Here is a 22,339-nt window from a genome sequence, read left to right on the forward strand (position 1 = left end):
AACCAACGTAAGTTTACAGTGTAATTAAGTGATAGCAATGACCCCAAATCGAATCTTGAACTTAACCGCAACAAGTACGAATCCCAAATCCGGACTTGACCTACGAAAAGCTTAAAAAATTGCGACCCCAAATTGCAATTAAAAAGTACAAGTAAACCTACTTAACAAAAAAGCCCGTTAAAACGGGCTTTTTTGTTTTCTATAACCTGATTAAAAAATGGATTCTAGATGTATTTCGTCGAAGCTATGTTCATTTTAACGAGCTACACCACAAATTGAAACAGGTTCACAACAAAAGTTTAGCAATGATAGTGTTGCCTATTACATTCGTCTTGTATTTGAAACTTAGTGTACGTCCCAAATAAATTACTTAACCAAGGTTTGATTTATTGACTGTACAACCAAACTTAACTAATCCTACTTAACAAAAAAAACGCCCCGATTATCATCGGGGCGTTTTCATTATGTATGAATTAAACTTTTTTTAGAAAGAGTAGTTAAGACCAAAAAGGTAATAGCTCTGTAGAACATTATCCAAATTGTCAAAAGACGCATTGGCATCCGAAACTAATGCATTAGCCAAACCTTCTTGTTTGTTGTCACGAAGACCAAACTCAAAACCTACACCAATTCCTTTCCAAAGCGTGTATCCAAAAGAGTTGATCCATGTCCAGTTAGAAAGATCACCGCTCTTGTAACTTTGAAAAGTAGAGAAGTTGGTCTTAAAGTTAATTGACCCCAATTGTTTTGCATAATCAACAACAATCTTAGCACCAGCAGAAGAATCGTAAGCCGCATCATTATCCGCAAAAACAAAGTTGTAGTTTAATGGGTGAATAACAACTACCATATCAGGAATAGGAGTCCAAGTTGCACCAACACCAAAATCTAAATAACCAGGGTCATTAAAGTTGTTAATGATAGATGTACGATATTCTGCCAAGGCCGAAATAGCAAAGTTCTTATTCAATTTGTAACCGTACAACGAAGTGATATTAAAAACATCTGTTGTGTTATCAAATCCCTCCGCATCCGTAGGGTCGTTTTTATCATCTAACTTAACCCATTGGAAATTTGCATTGGCGGAGTTTCTCCAGAAGAACTTCTCCCTATCCAAGTTAGCGATTGCATTAACCGTAACCCCAATGTTTCCTGAAGAGTTATCCGGTGTACCTTGCGAGTACCAGTTATTAAATTTTGAAAGGTTGGCACCTATTGTACCGAACGCTCTTATTTTCCACCCTGGAAAAGCATCAATTTGTCCTTGAAGCGCATCTACCCTACCTTGAATGGCACTGATAGAGTCTTTTTTTGCAGCCTGTTCAGCTTTTAATTCATCAATTGTCTGTGCAAAACCCACCGAAAAGGTAAGTAATGCCAAAGATGTAAGCAGTAATTTTCTCATGGTATTTGTGTTTATTAATTTAGACACGCAAAAGTACTAATTGTCACTTATTTTAATAATAAATGTCTACTTTCTTTTGTACAAAGGCACGGAAGAACATGCCTCTCCATACATGAGAGATTTTACTATGGGCTGTAACTTTCCTATTATCAATACGTAAGCATTGGGTGGCACCGGTTTATTACTACAACCTTTAACAATAACAAATTTGTCCTTTAATTCCGAAACATCTAAATCTTTTAACGTTTCTGTATAAAGTAAGGTTTCCAAATCCTCTAAAGAACCCTGAATATACCGATTGGCATAAGGGTTTAAATAAGTGGCCAACAACATATAAGCCCAGCCCGGAACTATTGCATCTGTTGAGCAATGTAGGGCAACGTAAGAATCTTTGTACTTTGCCCAGTCGTGCTCGGCGGCACGTGCGCGGAATTCTTTTTCCTTTAAAATAAAACCTTCCAATAGCCATTCGGAAATATCAAAAAGCACGCGCTTTCCCGGGAGATAATGATCCTCCAAGTTAAACGTAACCAATTTGCTTTCAGCTACCCTATTGATAATTTCTTCTGCCATATCCGCTTTTATAATAAGCCCAATTCCAGTTTAGCCTCTTCGCTCATAAGATCTTGAGTCCATGGTGGATCAAAAGTAATTTCTACCTCTGCATCTTTAACGATGTCCAAAGACTTTACTTTTTCCTCTACCTCTGCAGGAAGCGATTCCGCAACCGGACAATTGGGAGATGTTAAGGTCATTAATATCTTCACTTCGTTATCCTCATTTACGAATACGTCATAAATTAAACCCAGCTCATATATATCTACTGGAATTTCAGGATCGTATATGGTCTTAAGTATAACTACTATTTTCTCGCCCAATTCTTGGCTATCTACTGCTATTTCTTCACTCATGTTCTTGAGATTAATTCGTTAAAGATTGAGGTCGCCCCTACAAGGCATCACTCTAATTTAATTGTGTTTGGTAAGCTATGGCATATAGCTTCAATTGTTTGATCATACTTACCAAACCATTGGCCCGCGTAGGTGAAAGATGTTCTTTAAGACCAATTTCATCAATAAAATCGGTATTGGCATCTATAATATCTTGAGGTCTTTGATTACTAAAGGCCCTTATTAAAATGGCAATTATACCTTTTGTTATAATTGCATCGCTATCCGCAGTAAAAACCAATTTATCCTCCTCAAGCTCCGCATGAACCCACACTTTGCTTTGACAACCTTTGATAATATTATCATCAGTCTTAAATTTTTCGTTGATAAGCGGTAAGCTTTTGCCCAGCTCGATCATATATTCGTAGCGTTGCATCCAATCATCGAACATTGAAAATTCGTCTACTATTTCGTCCTGTATTTCCTTTATCTGCATTATCGCTATTTTCGGTAAAAATACAACAACTATCTATGGATTTCAACACTTTAAGAGAATGATAACGACATCCTTATTCCAGCATGCCCTTTGCCCGGATTACCGCCTTGGTCAAGGCATCTACCTCATCCATAGTATTATAAAAACTAAAACTGGCCCTTACCGTTCCCGGAATTCCGTAAAAATCCATAATGGGTTGTGCACAATGGTGACCAGTTCTTACGGCAACGCCCAATTTGTCCAGAATAGAGCCTATGTCATAAGGATGCAGCCCTTCTATATTAAAAGAAATAACCGAAGTCTTGTTTTTTGCCGTTCCGTAAATCTTCAGTCCTTCTATTTTAAGCAGTTCTTGCGTGGCATAACCCAACAGTTCATGCTCGTATTGAGCAATAGCTTCAAAACCTATAGCGTTCATATAATCCAGAGCGGCACCAAAGGCGATACCACCACAAATATTTGGTGTTCCCGCTTCAAACTTATGTGGTAAATCTGCATAGGTAGTTTTCTCAAAAGTTACCTCAGCAATCATCTCTCCCCCTCCTTGGTAGGGAGGCAATTTATTTAGCCATTCTTCTTTGCCATACAAAGCCCCTACACCGGTAGGCCCACACATTTTATGAGCAGAGACCGTATAAAAATCGACATCCAATTTTTGCATGTCCGCTTTAACATGGGGAGCCGCTTGCGCGCCATCAATTAAAACAGCAGCACCAACAGCATGTGCTTTTTCTATTATTTCTTCAATGGGATTAATGGTTCCTAGTGCGTTGGAAATATGATTACAGAAAACCAATTTGGTCTTGCTGGAGAGTAATTCTTCAAAAACATCCATTCGCAACTCACCATCAAGATTCATCGGAATTACCTTTAAAACGGCACCTGTTCTTTCGGCCAACATTTGCCAAGGCACGATATTAGAATGGTGCTCCATAGCCGACACCAGTATCTCATCACCTTTTTTCAATAAGGTGGTAAACCCGTTGGCAACGATGTTAATACTGTGCGTTGTACCTGAAGTAAATATAATCTCGTATGAACTCTTTGCATTGAAGTGCTTCTGAATCTTTTGCCGAGCTACTTCATATTTATCAGTTGCTTCTTGAGACAGCGCATGCACACCACGATGTATATTGGCGTTGTAATTCTGGTAGTAATCTACTATAACATCTATAACCTGTTGAGGCGTTTGTGATGTAGCAGCATTGTCTAAGTATACCAAAGGCTTTCCGTTCACTTCTCTTTTGAGAATAGGGAAATCCTCTCTTATTTTATTTATATCTAACATAGTCAATCTTCTTAAATACAAAGATACCCGATTGTAAAAACAAATCGGGTATTAGAGTACTTGAATTTGTATCTGAGGATTAAAACCTAAAACCAACTCCGACCTTTATGAGACTTATATGTTCTATGTTTCTTAAAGTTTCTCCTTCTCCCTTTGTTTTATCAGCAACATTTCGGATAAAGTCAACTTGAGTTTGTAAAAAGAACCGCTTAGTTATATCATAAGAGAGTCCCAAATTCACATTTATTCCCCCTTCTGACTCTGTAATCTTGTGAGCTCCAGGAAATGGAGGTTCATTTGGCCCATAATCAAATACACCATCATATTTAGATTCAACAAAAGTATACCCTAGTCCTATAGAAGGGTGAAGTTTTTTCGCTCCCGGAATAGAAAACTCTGCAAAGACCTCAGGTTTAATTAGCCAGTGAGTCTCAGTGTAATCATATGATGAAGGGTCATTAAAGTCTTTTGTGTCTGCCTTGTAAATTCCTGTGTTGATACCCGCACCGATTTTGACAATGTTAAAATCCAAAAATCGATATTTTACACCTAGGTCAATAATACCTTTAGCATCATTTCCTAAATCATCACCAGAAGAAAAAGGATAATTTGCTTCCACACTCCATTTGTGATCCTGAGCGAACAAGCTTGCACTTAAAAAGAAAATTAAAACTGATAAAAAGTAGATTTTTTTCATACGAACGATTCATTAATGGTTTATAATTCGGTCGTAAATTTATACGTAAATTCCTTCAAAAAAATAACGGCACTCCCAAAGTGCCGTTAAAAAAAATCTATGTTTTAAGATAATTTCTTGTTAAGAAATCAAACAATTCTCTTTATAAGTCAAACCCAAGATTAACCCCTAACTTTTTAGCAATCAGCTTATTAATACGTGTCTTTAGTTCTGGTATACGTACACTTTCTAGTACATTATTAGCAAAAGCATACATTAACAATGCTCTCGCTTCCTTTTCAGGAATACCCCGAGATTGTAAGTAGAATAAAGCATCTTCATCTAACTGCCCAATAGTACAACCGTGTGAACATTTTACATCATCCGCAAAAATCTCTAACTGCGGCTTAGTATTGATTGTAGCCTTGTCACTAACCAAAATATTATTGTTCTGCTGAAACGCATTGGTTTTCTGCGCAATCTTATCTACAATAATCTTACCATTAAAGACTCCTGTAGAACTATCGCCATAAATACCTTTATAATCCTGGTGACTTTCACAGTTAGGCTCAATGTGGTGCACTAACGTATGATGATCTACATGTTGCTTATCGCCCAAAATAGTAACCCCTTTCATAGTGGAGTCAATATATTCTCCATTCTGGTAGAAGTTAAGATTGTTACGTGTTAATTTTCCACCAAAAGAGAAGGTATGAACCTTAACCACACTCTTGTCTTTTTGGTCTATGTAGGTATTATCAATCAATGAGGCAGAAGCCGCATCATTCTGAATCTTATAATAATCAACAATTGCATTTTTTGCTGCGAAAATCTCCGTCACGCAGTTGGTCAGAACTTCGTTGGATGTCAAACTTTGGTGACGTTCAATAATCTGAACCTCGGCATTCTCTTCCGCAATAATCAAATTCCTTGGCTGCAACAAAATAGATGCCTCGTTACCTGTAGCGAAATGAATAATTTCTATAGGTTTCTTGGGCATTTTATTCTTAGGGATATAAATATACGCCCCTTCTCTACTAAATGCAGTGTTCAATGTAGTTAGCGACTCGTCTTTAGACGCTACTTTATTAAAATACACATCTATAACCGGCTTGTACATAGGCTTTGTAAGCGCTGCGCTCATTAAGCAAATATCAACACCATCATGCGTTGTTTCCGAAAGATAAGAGCTGTAAATACCGTCTACAAAAATGATTTTATACGAATCTATTTCGTGCAAAAAGTATTTTTTAACGTCTTTATACTCAAGGGTGTTTTCTTCTCGTGGGAAAATGCTGAAATCTATCTTTTGAAGGCTATTAAGAGAAGTGTACTTCCAAGCTTCCTCCTTTTTACTGGGAAAACCTTTAAGCTCAAAGTTCTTCATGGCCTCTGTTCTAACATCGTGCACGGAATGTTCCACATCTACGTTGTTCTCGAACGCCATAAAAGATGATATCAATTTGTCTTTTAAATCCATATATTTTAGTATTAAGTATTGATTACAAAGCTTTTAATGCTTTGAACCAATAACTCTGTACTTCGTACTATTTTAAACGGCAGTCTCCTGCTTTAACCAATCGTATCCTTTTTCTTCTAGCTCTAAAGCCAATTCTTTTCCGCCGGACTTTACAATTTTACCATTGTGCAATACGTGAACAAAATCAGGAACAATATAATCCAACAATCGCTGGTAGTGGGTAATCACGATTACCGCATTGTCCTTGCTCTTAAGCTTGTTAACGCCATTAGCAACAATACGCAAGGCATCAATATCCAATCCGGAATCCGTTTCATCCAAAATGGCCAACTTAGGCTCTAACATTGCCATTTGAAAAATTTCATTTCTCTTCTTTTCCCCACCGGAAAAACCTTCATTTAATGAACGAGATAAGAATTTACGGTCTATTTCCAATAATTCCGATTTCTCACGAATCAACTTCAACATATCCTTGGCCGGCATATCTTCAAGACCTTTGGCCTTTCTAGATTCATTAATGGCCGTCTTCATAAAATTGGTTACGGAAACACCCGGTATTTCAACTGGATACTGAAAAGACAGGAACACCCCTTTGTGAGCTCGTTCTTCCGGAGAAGCATCTTCTAAATCTTCACCCTCTAAGGAAACACTACCTTCAGTAACCTCAAATTCTTCCTTACCTGCAATTACAGATGCCAAGGTACTTTTACCTGAACCGTTGGGGCCCATTATGGCATGAACCTCACCAGCTTTTACCTCTAGGTTAATACCTCTTAATATTTCTTTGTCCTCTACACTAGCGTGTAAATTTTCGATTTTAAGCATTTTGCGAATCTTATTTATTAATCAAAACTATAAACTGCATTTGGCAAGATTAACCTACCGAGCCTTCTAAACTAATTTCCAATAATTTTTGCGCCTCAACGGCAAATTCCATAGGCAATTTGTTCAGAACTTCCTTACTGAACCCGTTTACGATCAAGGCAATAGCCTTTTCAGTATCTATACCTCTTTGGTTACAGTAGAAAATTTGGTCTTCCCCGATCTTACTCGTAGTTGCCTCATGCTCTATCTGTGCACTTTTGTTCTTGGCTTCTATATATGGGAATGTATGAGCCCCACATTCGTTACCCATTAAGAGGGAATCGCACTGAGAAAAGTTACGTGCATTTTCTGCACGGCTGTTCACCTGAACTAGACCCCTATAACTGTTCTGCGATTTTCCTGCGGATATACCTTTGGATATAATGGTACTACGGGTATTTTTACCTAAATGCACCATTTTTGTACCAGTATCTGCCTGCTGATAATTATTGGTTACAGCAATGGAGTAAAACTCACCTATTGAATTGTCCCCTTTTAATATACAAGAAGGATATTTCCAAGTAACGGCCGAACCTGTTTCTACCTGTGTCCAAGAAATCTTTGCATTTTTCTCGCACAAACCTCTTTTGGTAACGAAGTTATAAACCCCACCTTTTCCTTCTTTGTTCCCCGGGAACCAGTTTTGTACCGTTGAGTATTTTATCTCGGCGTCGTCTAAAGCAATAAGCTCAACAACAGCGGCATGTAACTGATTTTCATCTCTTGATGGCGCAGTACAACCCTCCAAATAGCTTACGTAACTATCTTCATCTGCAATTACAAGCGTTCTTTCGAACTGACCTGTACCCGCTTGGTTGATTCTGAAGTAGGTGGATAGTTCCATTGGGCAACGAACACCTTTTGGAATGTAGCAGAAACTACCGTCTGAAAAAACAGCTGAGTTTAGAGCCGCATAAAAATTATCTTTCTGCGGAACTACCGATCCCAAATATTTTTTAACCAGCTCCGGATGCTCTTTTATAGCTTCGGAAATAGAACAAAAAATGATTCCTTTTTCCGCCAGTGTCTTTTGGAAAGTAGTAGCAACGGAAACCGAATCCATTACAATATCTACAGCAACGTTTTGTAGTTTCTTTTGCTCGTCTACAGAAATACCCAATTTCTTGTACATTTCCAACAACTCCGGATCTACATCATCCAATGTTTTATTAGGGTCCGCTTTTACAGGCGCGGAATAATAACTTATTGCTTGAAAATCCGGTTTAGTGTAATGCACATTGGCCCATTCCGGCTCCTCCATCTCCTTCCAAATCTTGAAAGCCTCTAAACGCCACAGGGTCATCCACTCTGGTTCCTCTTTCTTTTTGGAAATGGCGATAACGATTTCCTCGTTCAATCCATTCGGGAAAGTATCGGACTTAATATCCGTATAGAAACCGTACTCGTACTCCTTGGTTTCGAGTTCCTTTTTTAGTTCTTCTTCTGTATATGCCATTTTTTCCTTTTATACCAACTACACTAGGTAATTGAATAATTAGTTCTTTTACTATTTTTCGTCTATAACGAAAAACTTTCTCCGCAACCACAGGTGCGTTGTGCGTTAGGGTTGTTGAAAACAAACCCCTTTCCGTTCAATCCGCCGGAATAGTCTAGCGTTGTACCCACTAGGTAAAGAAAACTTTTTTTATCTACAATAATGCGCACATCGTTATCTTCAAAAACCTTGTCGGTTTCTTCTTTCTTCTTGTCAAAATCGAGTTCATACGATAAGCCGCTACACCCACCACTCTTAACACCTACGCGAACAAAGTCCGTTGAGGCATCAAAACCTCCCTCGGTCATTAAGTCTATGACTTTCTTTTTCGCAGTCTCAGATACTTGAATCATAAGCATTTGGATTTAATCTAAATAGTTTACAAATATACGGTATTAGTAGGGTTTTACCATAAGAACTAACATTATTATAACGCATATTGCAATAAGCTTTTTCTATTGATGTCCCAATCTTATTCAATTAATAAAAAGCAGAGGTATGTATTTGGAAAAATCTTTATCAAAAATTGAGTCAAAGGAGAATTTCACTGATATTTCCGTAAAAAAAGAGTGTTTTATGTGGCTGTATAAACCCGGATTTAACCTGTATACAATTTTGTTTTCCTCCATTCATTAAAAATTAAGGCTATCAAAATTATCATTCTTACTTTTGCAAAATGTTAGAAGATAAAAATCAAGAACGCACGTCCCTGGAAAAACTTGGTGAATTTGGACTTATAGACCATTTGACCAAAAATTTTGAAATCACCCACAATTCCACCATTAAAGGTGTTGGAGATGATGCCGCTGTAATTGACCATAAGGATAAAACCGTCTTAACAACCGATTTACTGATAGAAGGGGTACATTTTGACCTCAGCTATATGCCTTTAAAACATTTGGGTTACAAAGCGGTGATGGTAAACTTATCCGATGTGTATGCCATGAATGCAACGGCTACCCAAATAACCGTTTCATTGGCCGTTTCTAACCGTTTCCCGTTAGAGGCACTAGAAGAACTATATGCCGGTATTGCCCTTGCTGCAAAGATTTTTAATGTAGACCTTATAGGAGGAGATACCACATCTTCTACCTCAGGAATGCTTATTAGTATTACCGCGTTAGGCGAGGCAAAAGAAGAGGAACTCACATATCGTGATGGGGCAAAAGAAAATGACCTTTTAGTTGTTAGCGGAGATTTAGGTGCTGCCTATATGGGTCTTCAGGTATTAGATCGTGAAAAAGAGGTTTTTAAGGTGAATCCTAATAATCAACCTGATTTATCGCCCTATTCATACATTGTTGAAAGACAATTAAAACCCGAAGCTAGAAAAGACATTGTTGAACTTTTAAAAAAGTTAGAGGTAAGGCCTACCGCAATGATCGATATAAGTGACGGACTTTCATCCGAAATTCTTCATCTCTGCAAAAACAGTAAAATAGGTTGTAATCTGTTTGAAGAAAAAATTCCGTTAGATCCTACCGTGATTTCCGCTTGTGAGGAATTTAATGTAGATAGCACCATGGTAGCTCTAAGTGGAGGGGAAGACTATGAACTTCTTTTTACTATTTCACAGAATGATTTTGAAAAAATAAAAGGAAATCCCAATTTAACGGTAATTGGTCATATGACCCATGAGAGTGAAGGTGCCCATTTAGTCACAAGAGGCAATACCAAAATTGAATTGACCGCCCAAGGGTGGAATTCATTCAAATCAAAGGACTAAATCACTTCTATGAAAAAGCGTAATAGGTGTAGGTATTGGGTAACTAGGTTTTTCGTTTTGGCCCTAATTACCTTCCTATTTTATGCCTGTGCGTCCGTTCCCAAATTATCCAATGAGACGGAATCACTGATAAAAACGGTTATTCACGAACCTTTGCCCGAAATGGTTAAGGGTAAAATAGGATTTGCCATTTCTGACGGTTGGAAAATTTGGTGCGAGCATATCCCAGCTACAAATCCTAAAAAAGGGACTATTTTATTGGTAATGGGTGCTGCCAACGACGCTCTAACGTGGCCTCCGAGTTTTATTTCAAAATTTAATAAAGCCGGTTATGATGTTATACGCTATGACCATAGAGGAACAGGTCTCACCCAGCGTCTAAAAAAAACGGACAAGGAGTATACTCTTGCCAGTATGGCCAATGACCCCATTGCAATTCTTGATAGCTTACATATTGAAAAGGCCCATATTCTTGGCGTATCCATGGGTGGTATGATATCTCAAATTGCCGTAATTCAACAAGAAAACCGATTTAAAAGTCTAACTTCTATTATGTCTTCCGCAGATTTGTTCGATTCTACTCTGCCAACACCATCTCCGGAAGTTCTTCCAAAAATGATAAGCGCCGTATTAAAATATGGTGTTTTTGGCGGAAAAAAAGCTCAAATGAAACTTCAGTTTGTACAGAAAAGAATTTTAATGGGAGAGGCTACGGGCCCTATAGCCAGCAAACCCCTAGCGGAAGCTGCTCTTTACAATATTGAAAGGCGGGATGGCTTTCATTTTATTGCAGGAAGACAACATCAAAAAGCGATTGAGACCGCTGAACCAAGATATGATGGCCTATCAAAATTAAAATTGCCCGTGCTTGTCGTTCACGGTAAACAAGACCCTGTTATACCTATTGAACATGGAAGAAAAATGGCAAAAGTAATTCCAAAAGCAGATAGTTTATGGGTAGATAATATGGGACATGATTTACCCGATGCAAAAATTGACCTCATCAGCGCCAAAATTTTGAAAACAATAGAAGAAAATAACTTATAAGATTCTGTAAAATAGACTATTACGAATTATTTGGAAAGGCATAAAAACAAAAAATTCCCGAAAATAAAGGACATACCTAACTTATACTGTTGTGGGGCGAACGACAGTGGAGAACGAGGCTGTTTCCTAAATTTCCGGAAATAAGTTTAAAATCCCGATGCCAATAACGGTTCAGGATTTCGGTGCCAAAGCATAGTTAAGCGGCATGCTCTGCTGCCCTATGTCTTTTCTGAAATATATTTTCTAAGGTTTTATTAATATCCTGCAGTTCCGGAGTAAGCGTTGAAAGGTTTCCACTTACGTCTGTTGTAACTTGTTTTCCACAATGGATACATTTGTACTCTTTAATGTGGAGGGTCACTTTTTTTGACACCGTGTAGTGATGCCCGAATAAACTGCAAAAAAACTTCTTCATGGTTGTAGGTTTAAAACGCATCATCGGCTTTTGGGAAGCCGCTTACTGCAAATTTGGGTCTATACTTTTTAGTGATTTTTAGGCACTCTTTCTACTTGAACGCTACCATATCTTTTTTTATTGGGCAAGGTCTTACGATTGTGCCGTTTTTTCGATGAAATACATTTTATTCGATGAACAACACCTTAATATCGGCTTCCCGTACATTTGTTATCAGGTGAATTTACGGTATCTTTCCGCGATTTTATGTTAGGACTAGTACATCTTGTTTTTTAGCTTGCCGTTCGTCGATCTCGATGAATGACCATCTAAATTTTCGATGAAGTACAACAATCCAATAGACAAATAGAAATGGTTCATCTTTGTATTTCTAATTACGTTTTATGCTAACAAAGGAAACTAGAGAGGTACTGGTTACCGCTTTTGCATTGTTCTCATTATTCTTTGGGGCCGGTAACCTCATACTACCTCCCCTTCTAGGCAACAAAGCCGGAGATCTATGGTGGTTGGTGGCTTTGGGGTTTTGTGCTTCCGCGGTACTCATTCCCATTATGGGCATTATGGCACATGCCAAATTACAGGGTACAATTTTTGACTTTGGGAAAAAAGTTTCACCCGCTTTTAGTCTCATCTACTCTTTACTTATCTACACGATTTCTATAAGTTTGCCCTCACCACGTACGGCAGCGGTTACGCATGAGATGGCCATTCAGCCCTTTTTTGATTCACCTCCGCTGTTAACCAGTATTATATATTTTGCGCTTGTTTTTGTATTTGTCATTAACCGTTCTCAAATACTGAATATTTTAGGAAAGCTTTTGACCCCAGCTATCATCTTGATTTTGTTCCTTATAATAGGTACGGCTATATTTTCCTATGATTTCACTTTTAGCGATACTGTATTTCAGAATCCGTTTTCAGATGGCATTCTTGAAGGTTACCAAACTTTTGATGCCATAGGCGCGGTTGTGGTGGGTGGCGTAATTATTATTTCAATCAATCTGAAGAAAAAAGATGCTACTTACGAAGAAAAGAAAGTCCTGATCAGACGTTCGGGCTGGTTAGCCGGACTAAGTCTGCTACTTATTTATACCGGACTCATCATTACAGGTGCTTTGATGCACGGCGAATTCAGTGCAGATATTTCACGTACGGCCTTACTTAGTGGCATTAGCACCAAAACCTTGGGTAATACCGCCAATCTATTTTTGAGCATTCTGGTAAGCCTAGCCTGTTTTACCACCGCAGTGGGAATTGTAACCGGTACGGCAGATTTTATAAAATATAGGTTTCACGATTCACACGCGGTATATTTAACTACCGCCATACTGGGTTGTATTTTAGGTGTGGTCATGGGCCAGTTTAATGTGGGGTACATTATTGCCGTTGCACTGCCCGCACTAATGTTCATATACCCTATTACCATTGTGCTTATTCTTTTAAATATAGTGCCGGAAAAGTTTGCATCTGAAAAAGTATTCAGAGCAGTGGTTTTACTTACCGTAATTTTCAGTATTCCGGATTTTTTGGGAAGTATTGGTTTTACCGAAGCCTTATCCGAGGTTCAAGGGTATATTCCTTTAAGTGGATATAGCCTGGGATGGGTATTGCCGGCAGGGGTGGCTTTTGTAATTGTGAATTTGCTCCATAAGAACAACCCTAAAACCACCCCAGCCAACTAATACATATTTTACTTATTCATCAACTCTTCAATTTCCTCCACTTCAATAGGAATATTGGCCATTAGGTTAAACGGTTCTCCCTTTTCTTGGATGACCACATCATCCTCTATACGAATACCCATTTTTTCCTCTGGGATATAGATGCCGGGCTCCACGGTAAAGACCATATTGGCTTCCATAGGCTTTTTCAGTTCTCCATAATCATGTGTATTCAATCCAATATGGTGACTGGTGCCGTGCATGAAGTATTTTTTATAGGCGGGCCAGTCTTTATTTTCATTCTGAACATCGGCTTTATCCAATAAACCAAGACCTAGAAGTTCGGAAGTCATCAGTTTTCCACATTCTACATGATAGTCCGCCCAAATTGTACCCGGCACAAGCATTTTAGTAGCCTCGTTCTTTACGCGCAGAACAGCTTCGTACACTTCTTTTTGACGAGGAGTAAATTTTCCGTTAACGGGAATTGTTCTAGTTAGGTCTGAAGAATAATTGGCATATTCCGCTGCGGTATCCATCAAAATTAAATCGCCACTTTTACACTGTTGGTTGTTTTCAACATAATGTAGAACATTGGCATTATTACCCGACGCAATTATTGGTGAATATGCAAAACCCTTAGAACGGTTGCGAATAAATTCATGCAATAATTCCGCCTCTATCTCATACTCCCAAACACCGGGCTTTGTAAAACTCAACACACGACGGAACCCCTTATCCGTAATGTTACACGCCGTCTGCATCAGTTCTATTTCTTCGGGTTCTTTTACACCTCTTATCTTTTGTAAAATTGGATTGCTCTTAGCTACCTTATGTGCAGGGAACTTTTGTTTACAATCAATTATAAAGCGGTCCTCACGGGTTTGTGTTTCAACCGCTTGTCTGTAGTGCTCATTGGTATTAAAGTAGATGGTATCTGCCTCGGTCATCAAATCAAAAAATACCTTGTCAAAATCCTGTAACCAATAAATGGTTTCAATTCCCGAGACTTCCGTAGCTTTCTCTTTCGTTAGTTTTTCACCTTCCCAAACGGCAATATGGGCATTGGTTTCCCTTACGAAAAGTATTTCACGATGTTTCTTGGAAAGTGCGTCCGGGAAAAGAACCAATATCGTTTCTTCCTGATCCGCGCCACTTAAATAAAATAGGTCCCTATGCTGCTCAAAAGGCAAGGTACTATCCGCACCTATCGGGTAAATATCATTAGAGTTAAAAACAGCAATACTTTTAGGTTGCATTGCGGCCATAAACTTCTTTCTGTTTTTAATAAAAAGACTACTCTTTATTTGATCGTACTTCATATCAATTTTGAATTTTATCAAAATTAATGATTTACAAGAACCCACAAATGGTAAGACCCCAAAGGTTTGTTAAAACCTTTGGGGTCCTTAATTAAAGTTGGTTATGTTACTTGTTCTAAAACCTGTGGTGAACAGGTCAAATATTTTACTGAAAAAGGACGTTTAAACTAGTTTTTAGCTTCATCCTCTTGAATAAATTAACAAAAATTTAAGTTAGGACACAACAGAAATTGTAAATTTTAACTGTTTCCTCGTTAACTGTTAGTATATGACGGTTTACTTGTAAGTTTTATCTGTATTTCTTAGGGTTAAGCGCATATTATAACTCAGTTTTAGTAACTTTCCGATACGTAGAAAACTGATTATCATGAGACTTTTTGGCCTATCCTTACTCTTGCTTTTTTGGCTTACCGGCAACGCACAAAATATGCCTAGTTCATACGAAGCTGTTCAGCAAGGGCTTCAGCTTAAGAAGCAAATGGGTACCACTTCTTTAGTAAAGAACATCCCTTTAAAAAATATTGGTCCGTCTGTTATGAGCGGCAGGGTTGTTGATCTAGATGTTAATCCTGAAAATCCCATAGAATTTTATGTAGCGTATGCCAGTGGCGGGTTATGGTACACCAACAATAACGGAACTTCTTTTTCTCCTATAATGGATTCCTCGGAAACCCAGAATATTGGCGATATTGCCGTTCACTGGAAAACAGGCACAATTTGGGTGGGAACAGGCGAAAACAACGCCTCTAGATCCTCTTACTCGGGAGTGGGAATTTTAAAATCAATCGATCAAGGAAAAACATGGCAGAATGTTGGGTTAAAAGACTCCCACCACATTGGACGTATTCTTATAAATGAGAACAACCCAAATGAGGTAGTTATAGGTGTTACAGGCCACTTATATTCACCAAATACCGAAAGAGGCGTCTACAAAACTACAGACGGTGGCAAGACATGGAAAAAAACATTGTTCATAAGTGACACGGCCGGGATAATAGATATTGCTCAGGTACCGGGCAATTTTAATATCCTTTACGCCTCCGCATGGGAAAAAGATAGAAAAGCATGGGATTTTCTTGGCAGTGGAAACGATTCGGGCATTTACAAAAGTAACGATAGCGGAAGTTCATGGACAAAAATCTCAAATGACGGAAGCGGTTTTCCTACCGGTTATGGGGTTGGCCGTATTGGGTTGGCCGTATTTGATGAAAACACGGTGTACGCTTTTCTAGACAATCAGGAACATCGGGAGAAAACTGAAAAGCACGAAAAAAAATCCAATGAACTGTCAAAAGAAGATTTTAAGTCGATGTCTGAAATCGATTTTCTAAAACTTGATGACAAGAAACTGAACGCCTTTCTAAAAACAAATAATTTTCAGGAAAAATACCGTGCCGAAAATGTGAAACAAATGATTCGCAGTGGTGTAGCTAAACCGGCAGACATCACTAAATACCTGGAAAATGCGAATTCCGCCCTTTTTGACACTCCCGTAATCGGTGCGGAGGTATACCAGAGTAATGATGGAGGAAAATCATGGCAAAAACAGAACGAAGATTATATTGATGGTCTATTGTACAGTTACGGATATTATTTTGGTGAAATACGGGTAGACCCCAACGATGTAAACAAAATATATTTGGGAGGGGTACCCATAATAAAATCCGCAGATGGAGGCAAAACCTACACTTCTATAAACGGTGATAACGTACATGCCGATCACCATGCACTATGGGTCAATCCATATATGCCGGGCCATCTAATAAATGGCAATGACGGTGGTGTTAATATTTCTTATGATGATGGGGGAAACTGGATCAAGAACAACTCGCCCACAGTAGGCCAATTCTATGCGATAAATGTAGATAATCAAGAGCCCTATCATGTATATGGCGGTCTACAGGACAATGGGGTATGGGAAGGTGCCCAGAATGCAGAGGAAAACAAAAAATGGCACCAAACGGGAGATTACCCGTGGAAATCCCTAATGGGAGGCGACGGTATGCAAATAGAAATAGATAACCGCAACCATAATACCGTCTACACCGGATATCAATTTGGTAATTATTACAGGATTGATAAGAACAGCGGAAAACGATACTATATTCAACCAAAGCATGAATTGGGCGAGGCTCCGTACCGGTTTAATTGGCAAACCCCAATCTTGCTTTCACCACATAACCAGGATATTCTTTACTTGGGCAGCAACAAACTTCATCGTTCCATGAATCAAGGAGATGATTGGGAAACGATATCACCAGACCTTACCCACGGTGGAAAACGGGGCAATGTGGCCTACGGAACACTCACTACCTTATCGGAATCGCCTTTCTCCTTTGGCCTTTTGTACACGGGAAGTGATGACGGACTCGTTCATGTTTCAAAGGATGGAGGAAGCAACTGGGAGAACATTTCAAAAAACATAGCTGAAGTTCAAATGGATGCCAAGCTTTGGGTGAGCCGTATTGTAGCTTCCAAACATAAAAAAGAGCGTGTATATCTCTGTTTAAACGGTTACAGGTGGGATGATTTTACACCTTATATTTTTAAAAGCGACGACTATGGAAAAACTTGGGAAACCATTGCAACTGGTATTCCTACAGCTGCAGTGAACGTAATTGTTGAAGACCCTGAAAACGAAAACCTTCTTTTTGTTGGAACCGATAATGGTCTGTACGTATCTTTTGATCAAGGGGGTTCTTGGGAGCTTTTTCAAAACGGAATGCCCAATGTGGCCGTTCATGATTTGGTAATTCAACCGGAAGCCAAGCATCTTTTAGTTGGTACGCACGGGCGAAGTATTTATAAAGCAGCTATTTCTGTTCTTCAAAAAATGACTCCTGAACTACTTAAAAAAGAGTTGGTGGTTTTTGTTTTGGAAAATATTAAACACTCTAAAAATTGGGGCAACCCGCCAAGCACTTGGGCAAAAGCTAGCACACCGGGTCTTGATATTACTTTTTATAGTGCTGAAGCCAATTCATATGAAGCTGTTATTACCTCTGACCAAGGTGTAATTGTGAGTAAGGCGGAACTAAAAGCGGATAAGGGCCTTAATATACTTTCGTATGATCTAGCCTTTACAGATGCCGGAAAAGCAGCTTTTGAAAAAAAGAGCAAAACAAATCTAGAGACTGCAAAGGACGGAAAAACCTATTTGCCCAAAGGGAAATATACGGTTCAATTAAAAGGTAGCGGAAAATCTTCAGAAGTAACGTTTACTATTGATTGACCCATAATACAGCGAAAAAAAAGAAAGCCCCTTATCGGGGCTTTTCTTTTTAAGTGGGTTTTTAAACTTTCCGGTGGGGACCGGTATTTTCTATAAGCTTCTGTAGGTTAAGTAGCGGACTTGGAATTCGTTACTTGTTTCGGTTAAGTTCAAGAGTAGATTTGGGGTCATTACTATCACTTAATTACACTGTAAACTTACGGACGATTTCTCATTCGCCTAAATTATTGTTGTGAACTCATCCCAGCCTGTTGTGAAAAATACAAGCAGCTCATTTCACCGATGAAATGCTATCAAGCGCTAATTAAATTTCCTAAAGTCCGAAATAAAAAAAGCCCCTGCAGTTTGCAGAGGCCATATTTTAATCACGGTTAGCTACGCTTTATTCCTATGCGTGCTGTTCTTCGTGTTTACCTTCTTTAATTTCTTCTACCAGTTTTGAATTAAAGGCTGGTAAATCATCAGGATTTCTACTGGTTACAAACCCTTGGTCTACTACTACTTCCTCATCTACCCAGTTCGCTCCAGCGTTTACTAAATCGTCCTTAATAGAATTAAAACTAGTCATTTTACGGCCTTCTACCACGTCTGCACTAATTAGTGTCCAAGCTGCATGACATATTGCTGCTACGGGCTTCTCTTGCTTAAAGAAGTCTCTTACGAAAGTTAATACTCTCTCTTCTCTTCTCAGCTTATCAGGATTAATAACACCGCCAGGCAACATTAGTGCGTTATAGTCTTCCGCAGTTACTTGGTCTATGGTTTTATCCACTTTATATGAGTTAGACCAATTGCCATTGGCCCATCCTTTGATTTCCCCTGATTCCAGACTCACGATATCTACCTTAAAGCCTTCTTTTTCCATGGCTTCTTTTGGTGATCTTAATTCGCTTTCTTCAAATCCATTTGTAGCTAAAATTGCTATCCTCTTCATATGTATAATTTTTTAATGATTATTAATTTATTATACTGCAAGATACCGGTTAATAGCAGTTTGCATTGACGGAAAACAAATGGATACTTGCTCTATTGATAAGATTGCAAATGATGGATTACTTCAGTTAAACATCGATCAAGTTCCTTTTTAATTTCGGTTTCCCAAAATCGAAACACCTTGTAACCTAAGCGCTCTAACTCTTCATTGACTTCCTCATCCCGCTGAATGTTCCGTTCTATTTTAGCAATCCAAAATTCTCTATTGGTCTTTACCTTTGGTTTTCTTTCCTCCCAGTTGTGGCCATGCCAATATTCACCATCTATAAAAATAACGGTTTTATATTTTTTTAGGACGATATCCGGTTTACCGATCAACTTTTTGTAGTCTATGCGATAGCGGTACCCGGCCGCATAAAGCGCCTTTCTAAATGCCAGTTCCGGTTTTGTGTTCTTGCCCCTGATTTTACTCATAATCTTAGAACGCTTGGGCGTAGTATAGAAACCCGATTCCTCGTTAAAACGGGGAACTTTAATTCGCTCTTTAGGATAGTCTTTGGGCATAGTTGAAAATAACAAAAAATCCCAAACTCCTAAAATAGGTGTTTGGGATTTTAAATATTATAAAGTGCGTTTAGCACTCGTATATAGGTTAACCTTTTGTAGTAGCGCTTAAATATTCACGGTTCATACGGGCAATGTTCTCTAATGAAATTCCTTTAGGACATTCCACTTCACACGCTCCGGTGTTGGTACAGTTACCAAAACCTTCCAAATCCATTTGGCGTACCATATTTTGAACACGATCAACGGCTTCTACTTGCCCCTGGGGCAACAAAGCAAATTGCGATACTTTTGCCGATGTAAATAACATGGCGCTGGCATTTTTACAAGCTGCTACACAGGCACCACAACCAATACAGGTTGCTGCATCCATTGCTTCATCTGCCGCATGCTTGTTAATAGGAATAGCATTGGCATCTACCGTATTACCTGAAGTATTTACGGAAATATACCCACCAGCCTGTTGAATTCTATCAAAAGAACTTCTATCTACTACCAAATCATTGATAACCGGAAAGGCCGTTGCACGAAATGGCTCAATAACAATAGTATCGCCATCTTTAAACTTACGCATATGCAACTGACATGTAGTTACCAAACGGTCTGGACCATGAGGCTCACCATTTATTTGCAATGAACAAGCACCACAAATTCCTTCACGACAGTCATGGTCAAATTGTACTGGCTCGTCTCCTTTGTTAATCAGTTCTTCGTTAAGAACATCCAACATTTCAAGAAAAGACATATCGCCTTCTATACCTTTAATAGGATAGTCTACAAGTTCACCTTTGGACTTAGCATCTTTTTGACGCCATATTTTTAAGTTAAGCTTCATAGCTATTTATTTATAACTTCTTGTCTTCAATTCAATATTCTCGTAAACCAACTCCTCTTTATGCAACACGGCATCTTTAGGTTCTCCTTTGTATTCCCAAGCGGAAACAAATTTAAAGTTCTCATCGTCACGTAGCGCTTCACCTTCTGCAGTTTGGTATTCCTCCCTAAAGTGACCTCCACAAGATTCGTTTCTGGTTAGGGCATCTTTAGCGAACAATTCGCCTAGTTCCAAGAAATCTGCAACACGACCCGCTTTTTCAAGCTCTTGGTTCATGCCGTCTGCTTTTCCTGGTATTTTTACATTTGCCCAGAAATCGGCACGTAGTGCAGAAATTTCATCAATGGCTATTTGTAAATCTTTGGCGTTTCTGGCCATACCACACTTATCCCACATGATCTTACCTAATTTCTTATGGTAATAATCTACAGAGTGCTGTCCGCTACCGGACATTAATTTGTTCAACCTTTCTTTAACCGCAGTTTCTGCAGCGTCAAACTCCGCAGAATCCGTTGGGATGGCTCCCGTTCTAATATCTTTGGATAGGTAATCTCCAATTGTATAAGGCAATACAAAATAGCCATCTGCAAGACCTTGCATTAATGCAGAAGCCCCTAAACGGTTGGCTCCGTGATCACTAAAATTAGCTTCACCTGCACAATAACATCCTTCTATAGTGGTCTGTAAGTTATAATCTACCCAAAGACCGCCCATGGTATAGTGAACCGCTGGGTAAATCATCATTGGGGTTTCATACGGATTCTCATCTACGATTTTCTCGTACATCTGAAAAAGGTTTCCGTATTTCGCCTCTATTACTTTTTTACCTAAGCGTGTTATTTCCTTGTCATCGGCATTTTTAATACCCTGTGTAAGCGCTTCCTCTTTACCGTAACGTTGAATTGCCGAAGCAAAATCCAAATAAACGGCCTCTCCCGTCTTGTTCACTCCAAAACCGGCATCACAACGTTCTTTGGCCGCACGTGAAGCCACGTCACGAGGCACCAAGTTTCCAAAAGCAGGATATCTTCGCTCTAGGTAATAATCGCGATCTTCTTCTTTAAGCTGAATAGGTTTTAATTTCCCTTCCCTGATCGCAACCGCATCATCAATACGTTTTGGCACCCAAATACGACCGTCATTACGGAGCGACTCGGACATTAAAGTTAATTTAGATTGATGGTCACCTGAAACCGGAATACAAGTAGGGTGAATCTGGGTAAAACATGGGTTTGCAAAGAAGGCTCCTTTACGGTGTGCTCTCCAAGCGGCCATTACGTTACTTCCCATAGCGTTGGTAGATAGGAAGAATACGTTTCCGTAACCTCCAGTAGCCAAAACAACTGCGTGAGCAGAGTGACGTTCAATTTTACCCGTAACCAAGTCACGTGCAATGATTCCTCTTGCTTTTCCATTAACAAGTACCAAATCCATCATTTCATGACGGTTGAACGATTGTATTTTACCTCTATTAATTTGTCTGTTCATGGCCGCATAGGCACCTAATAAAAGCTGCTGCCCTGTTTGTCCTTTTGCATAAAACGTACGCGACACCAGTACACCACCAAAAGAACGGTTGTCCAACAATCCACCATATTCTCTTGCAAAAGGAACCCCTTGCGCAACACATTGGTCAATAATATTGGCCGATTCTTCTGCCAAACGATAAACGTTGGCCTCACGAGAACGGTAATCGCCCCCTTTTATAGTATCGTAAAAAAGACGGTAGGCACTATCGCCATCACCTTGATAGTTTTTTGCTGCGTTAATACCACCCTGAGCGGCAATAGAGTGCGCCCTACGAGGTGAATCTTGGTAGCAAAATGTTTTTACGTTATAGCCTAACTCTGCTAAAGTAGCAGCGGCAGAACCACCTGCAAGCCCAGTTCCCACAACTATAATATCAATATTACGTTTGTTGGCAGGGTTTACCAGGTTAATATCGTTTTTATGTTGGGTCCATTTAGCGGCCAATGGCCCTTTTGGAACTTTTGAATCCAATATGCCCAT

At 39.0% G+C, this 22,339-nt stretch carries 20 protein-coding genes; 4 read left to right on the forward strand and 16 right to left on the reverse strand.

Annotated features, from left to right (window positions below; genetic code table 11):
- Positions 1–484: 484 nt before the first annotated feature.
- The 10 genes from KO513_RS10530 to KO513_RS10575 all read right to left on the reverse strand — a co-directional run bounded on the left by KO513_RS10530 (position 485) and on the right by KO513_RS10575 (position 8,947).
- On the reverse strand, positions 485–1,405 hold the full coding sequence (locus KO513_RS10530) for a DUF3078 domain-containing protein (protein ID WP_215436478.1): 921 nt from the start codon (positions 1,403–1,405) through the stop codon (positions 485–487).
- Positions 1,406–1,471: 66 nt separating this feature from the next.
- Positions 1,472–1,978 (reverse strand): DUF2480 family protein, encoded by a 507-nt coding sequence (locus KO513_RS10535; protein ID WP_215913347.1) that lies wholly within the window; start codon positions 1,976–1,978, stop codon positions 1,472–1,474.
- An 8-nt stretch (positions 1,979–1,986) separates the two neighbouring features.
- On the reverse strand, positions 1,987–2,316 hold the full coding sequence (locus tag KO513_RS10540) for a DUF59 domain-containing protein (protein ID WP_215913348.1): 330 nt from the start codon (positions 2,314–2,316) through the stop codon (positions 1,987–1,989).
- A gap of 52 nt (positions 2,317–2,368) precedes the next feature.
- Positions 2,369–2,791 (reverse strand): SufE family protein, encoded by a 423-nt coding sequence (locus KO513_RS10545; RefSeq protein ID WP_215436486.1) that lies wholly within the window; start codon positions 2,789–2,791, stop codon positions 2,369–2,371.
- 73 nt (positions 2,792–2,864) lie between these two features.
- Positions 2,865–4,079 (reverse strand): aminotransferase class V-fold PLP-dependent enzyme, encoded by a 1,215-nt coding sequence (locus KO513_RS10550; protein ID WP_215913349.1) that lies wholly within the window; start codon positions 4,077–4,079, stop codon positions 2,865–2,867.
- A 79-nt stretch (positions 4,080–4,158) separates the two neighbouring features.
- Positions 4,159–4,776 carry an outer membrane beta-barrel protein gene (locus tag KO513_RS10555; RefSeq protein WP_215913350.1) on the reverse strand — a complete coding sequence of 206 codons (618 nt, stop codon included), beginning with the start codon at positions 4,774–4,776 and terminating at the stop codon, positions 4,159–4,161.
- A gap of 142 nt (positions 4,777–4,918) precedes the next feature.
- Entirely contained in the window at positions 4,919–6,235 is a 1,317-nt protein-coding gene (gene sufD / locus KO513_RS10560) for a Fe-S cluster assembly protein SufD (protein WP_215913351.1), read from the reverse strand.
- 72 nt (positions 6,236–6,307) lie between these two features.
- Positions 6,308–7,060 carry a Fe-S cluster assembly ATPase SufC gene (sufC, locus tag KO513_RS10565; RefSeq protein ID WP_215436495.1) on the reverse strand — a complete coding sequence of 251 codons (753 nt, stop codon included), beginning with the start codon at positions 7,058–7,060 and terminating at the stop codon, positions 6,308–6,310.
- Positions 7,061–7,109: 49 nt separating this feature from the next.
- Positions 7,110–8,555, reverse strand: a complete 1,446-nt coding sequence (gene sufB, locus KO513_RS10570) for a Fe-S cluster assembly protein SufB (protein WP_215913352.1) — start codon at positions 8,553–8,555, stop codon at positions 7,110–7,112.
- A 62-nt stretch (positions 8,556–8,617) separates the two neighbouring features.
- Entirely contained in the window at positions 8,618–8,947 is a 330-nt protein-coding gene (locus KO513_RS10575; protein WP_215436501.1) for a HesB/IscA family protein, read from the reverse strand.
- 323 nt (positions 8,948–9,270) lie between these two features.
- Here KO513_RS10575 and thiL point away from each other — a divergent pair, with 323 nt between their 5' ends.
- The gene (gene thiL, locus KO513_RS10580; RefSeq protein WP_215913353.1) at positions 9,271–10,320 is read left to right on the forward strand and encodes a thiamine-phosphate kinase; all 1,050 of its coding nucleotides are present in this window, start codon (positions 9,271–9,273) and stop codon (positions 10,318–10,320) included.
- 9 nt (positions 10,321–10,329) lie between these two features.
- Positions 10,330–11,367, forward strand: a complete 1,038-nt coding sequence (locus KO513_RS10585) for an alpha/beta fold hydrolase (protein ID WP_215913354.1) — start codon at positions 10,330–10,332, stop codon at positions 11,365–11,367.
- Positions 11,368–11,563: 196 nt separating this feature from the next.
- Here KO513_RS10585 and KO513_RS10590 read toward each other — a convergent pair whose 3' ends face one another.
- Positions 11,564–11,782 carry a hypothetical protein gene (locus KO513_RS10590; protein ID WP_038236978.1) on the reverse strand — a complete coding sequence of 73 codons (219 nt, stop codon included), beginning with the start codon at positions 11,780–11,782 and terminating at the stop codon, positions 11,564–11,566.
- Between the two features lie 383 nt (positions 11,783–12,165).
- On the opposite strand from KO513_RS10590, the gene brnQ reads away from it, so the two are divergent.
- On the forward strand, positions 12,166–13,464 hold the full coding sequence (brnQ, locus tag KO513_RS10595; protein WP_215913355.1) for a branched-chain amino acid transport system II carrier protein: 1,299 nt from the start codon (positions 12,166–12,168) through the stop codon (positions 13,462–13,464).
- Between the two features lie 8 nt (positions 13,465–13,472).
- Here the strand turns inward: brnQ and KO513_RS10600 are convergent, their stop codons facing one another.
- Positions 13,473–14,765: an aminopeptidase P family protein gene (locus KO513_RS10600; protein ID WP_215913356.1), complete on the reverse strand. Its 1,293-nt coding sequence runs from the start codon at positions 14,763–14,765 to the stop codon at positions 13,473–13,475.
- Positions 14,766–15,132: 367 nt separating this feature from the next.
- Here KO513_RS10600 and KO513_RS10605 point away from each other — a divergent pair, with 367 nt between their 5' ends.
- The gene (locus tag KO513_RS10605; protein WP_215913357.1) at positions 15,133–17,997 is read left to right on the forward strand and encodes a VPS10 domain-containing protein; all 2,865 of its coding nucleotides are present in this window, start codon (positions 15,133–15,135) and stop codon (positions 17,995–17,997) included.
- A 388-nt stretch (positions 17,998–18,385) separates the two neighbouring features.
- Here the strand turns inward: KO513_RS10605 and KO513_RS10610 are convergent, their stop codons facing one another.
- The 4 genes from KO513_RS10610 to KO513_RS10625 all read right to left on the reverse strand — a co-directional run bounded on the left by KO513_RS10610 (position 18,386) and on the right by KO513_RS10625 (position 22,339).
- Positions 18,386–18,931, reverse strand: coding sequence for a type 1 glutamine amidotransferase domain-containing protein (locus KO513_RS10610; protein ID WP_215913358.1), 546 nt, complete (start codon positions 18,929–18,931; stop codon positions 18,386–18,388).
- Positions 18,932–19,023: 92 nt separating this feature from the next.
- Entirely contained in the window at positions 19,024–19,494 is a 471-nt protein-coding gene (locus KO513_RS10615) for a very short patch repair endonuclease (protein WP_215913359.1), read from the reverse strand.
- Positions 19,495–19,582: 88 nt separating this feature from the next.
- Positions 19,583–20,329 (reverse strand): succinate dehydrogenase/fumarate reductase iron-sulfur subunit, encoded by a 747-nt coding sequence (locus KO513_RS10620; RefSeq protein ID WP_215436524.1) that lies wholly within the window; start codon positions 20,327–20,329, stop codon positions 19,583–19,585.
- Positions 20,330–20,335: 6 nt separating this feature from the next.
- The gene (locus KO513_RS10625; RefSeq protein WP_215913360.1) at positions 20,336–22,339 is read right to left on the reverse strand and encodes a fumarate reductase/succinate dehydrogenase flavoprotein subunit; all 2,004 of its coding nucleotides are present in this window, start codon (positions 22,337–22,339) and stop codon (positions 20,336–20,338) included.

This window comes from Zobellia sp. B3R18, from assembly GCF_018860715.1.
Taxonomy (GTDB): Bacteria; Bacteroidota; Bacteroidia; order Flavobacteriales; family Flavobacteriaceae; genus Zobellia; species Zobellia russellii.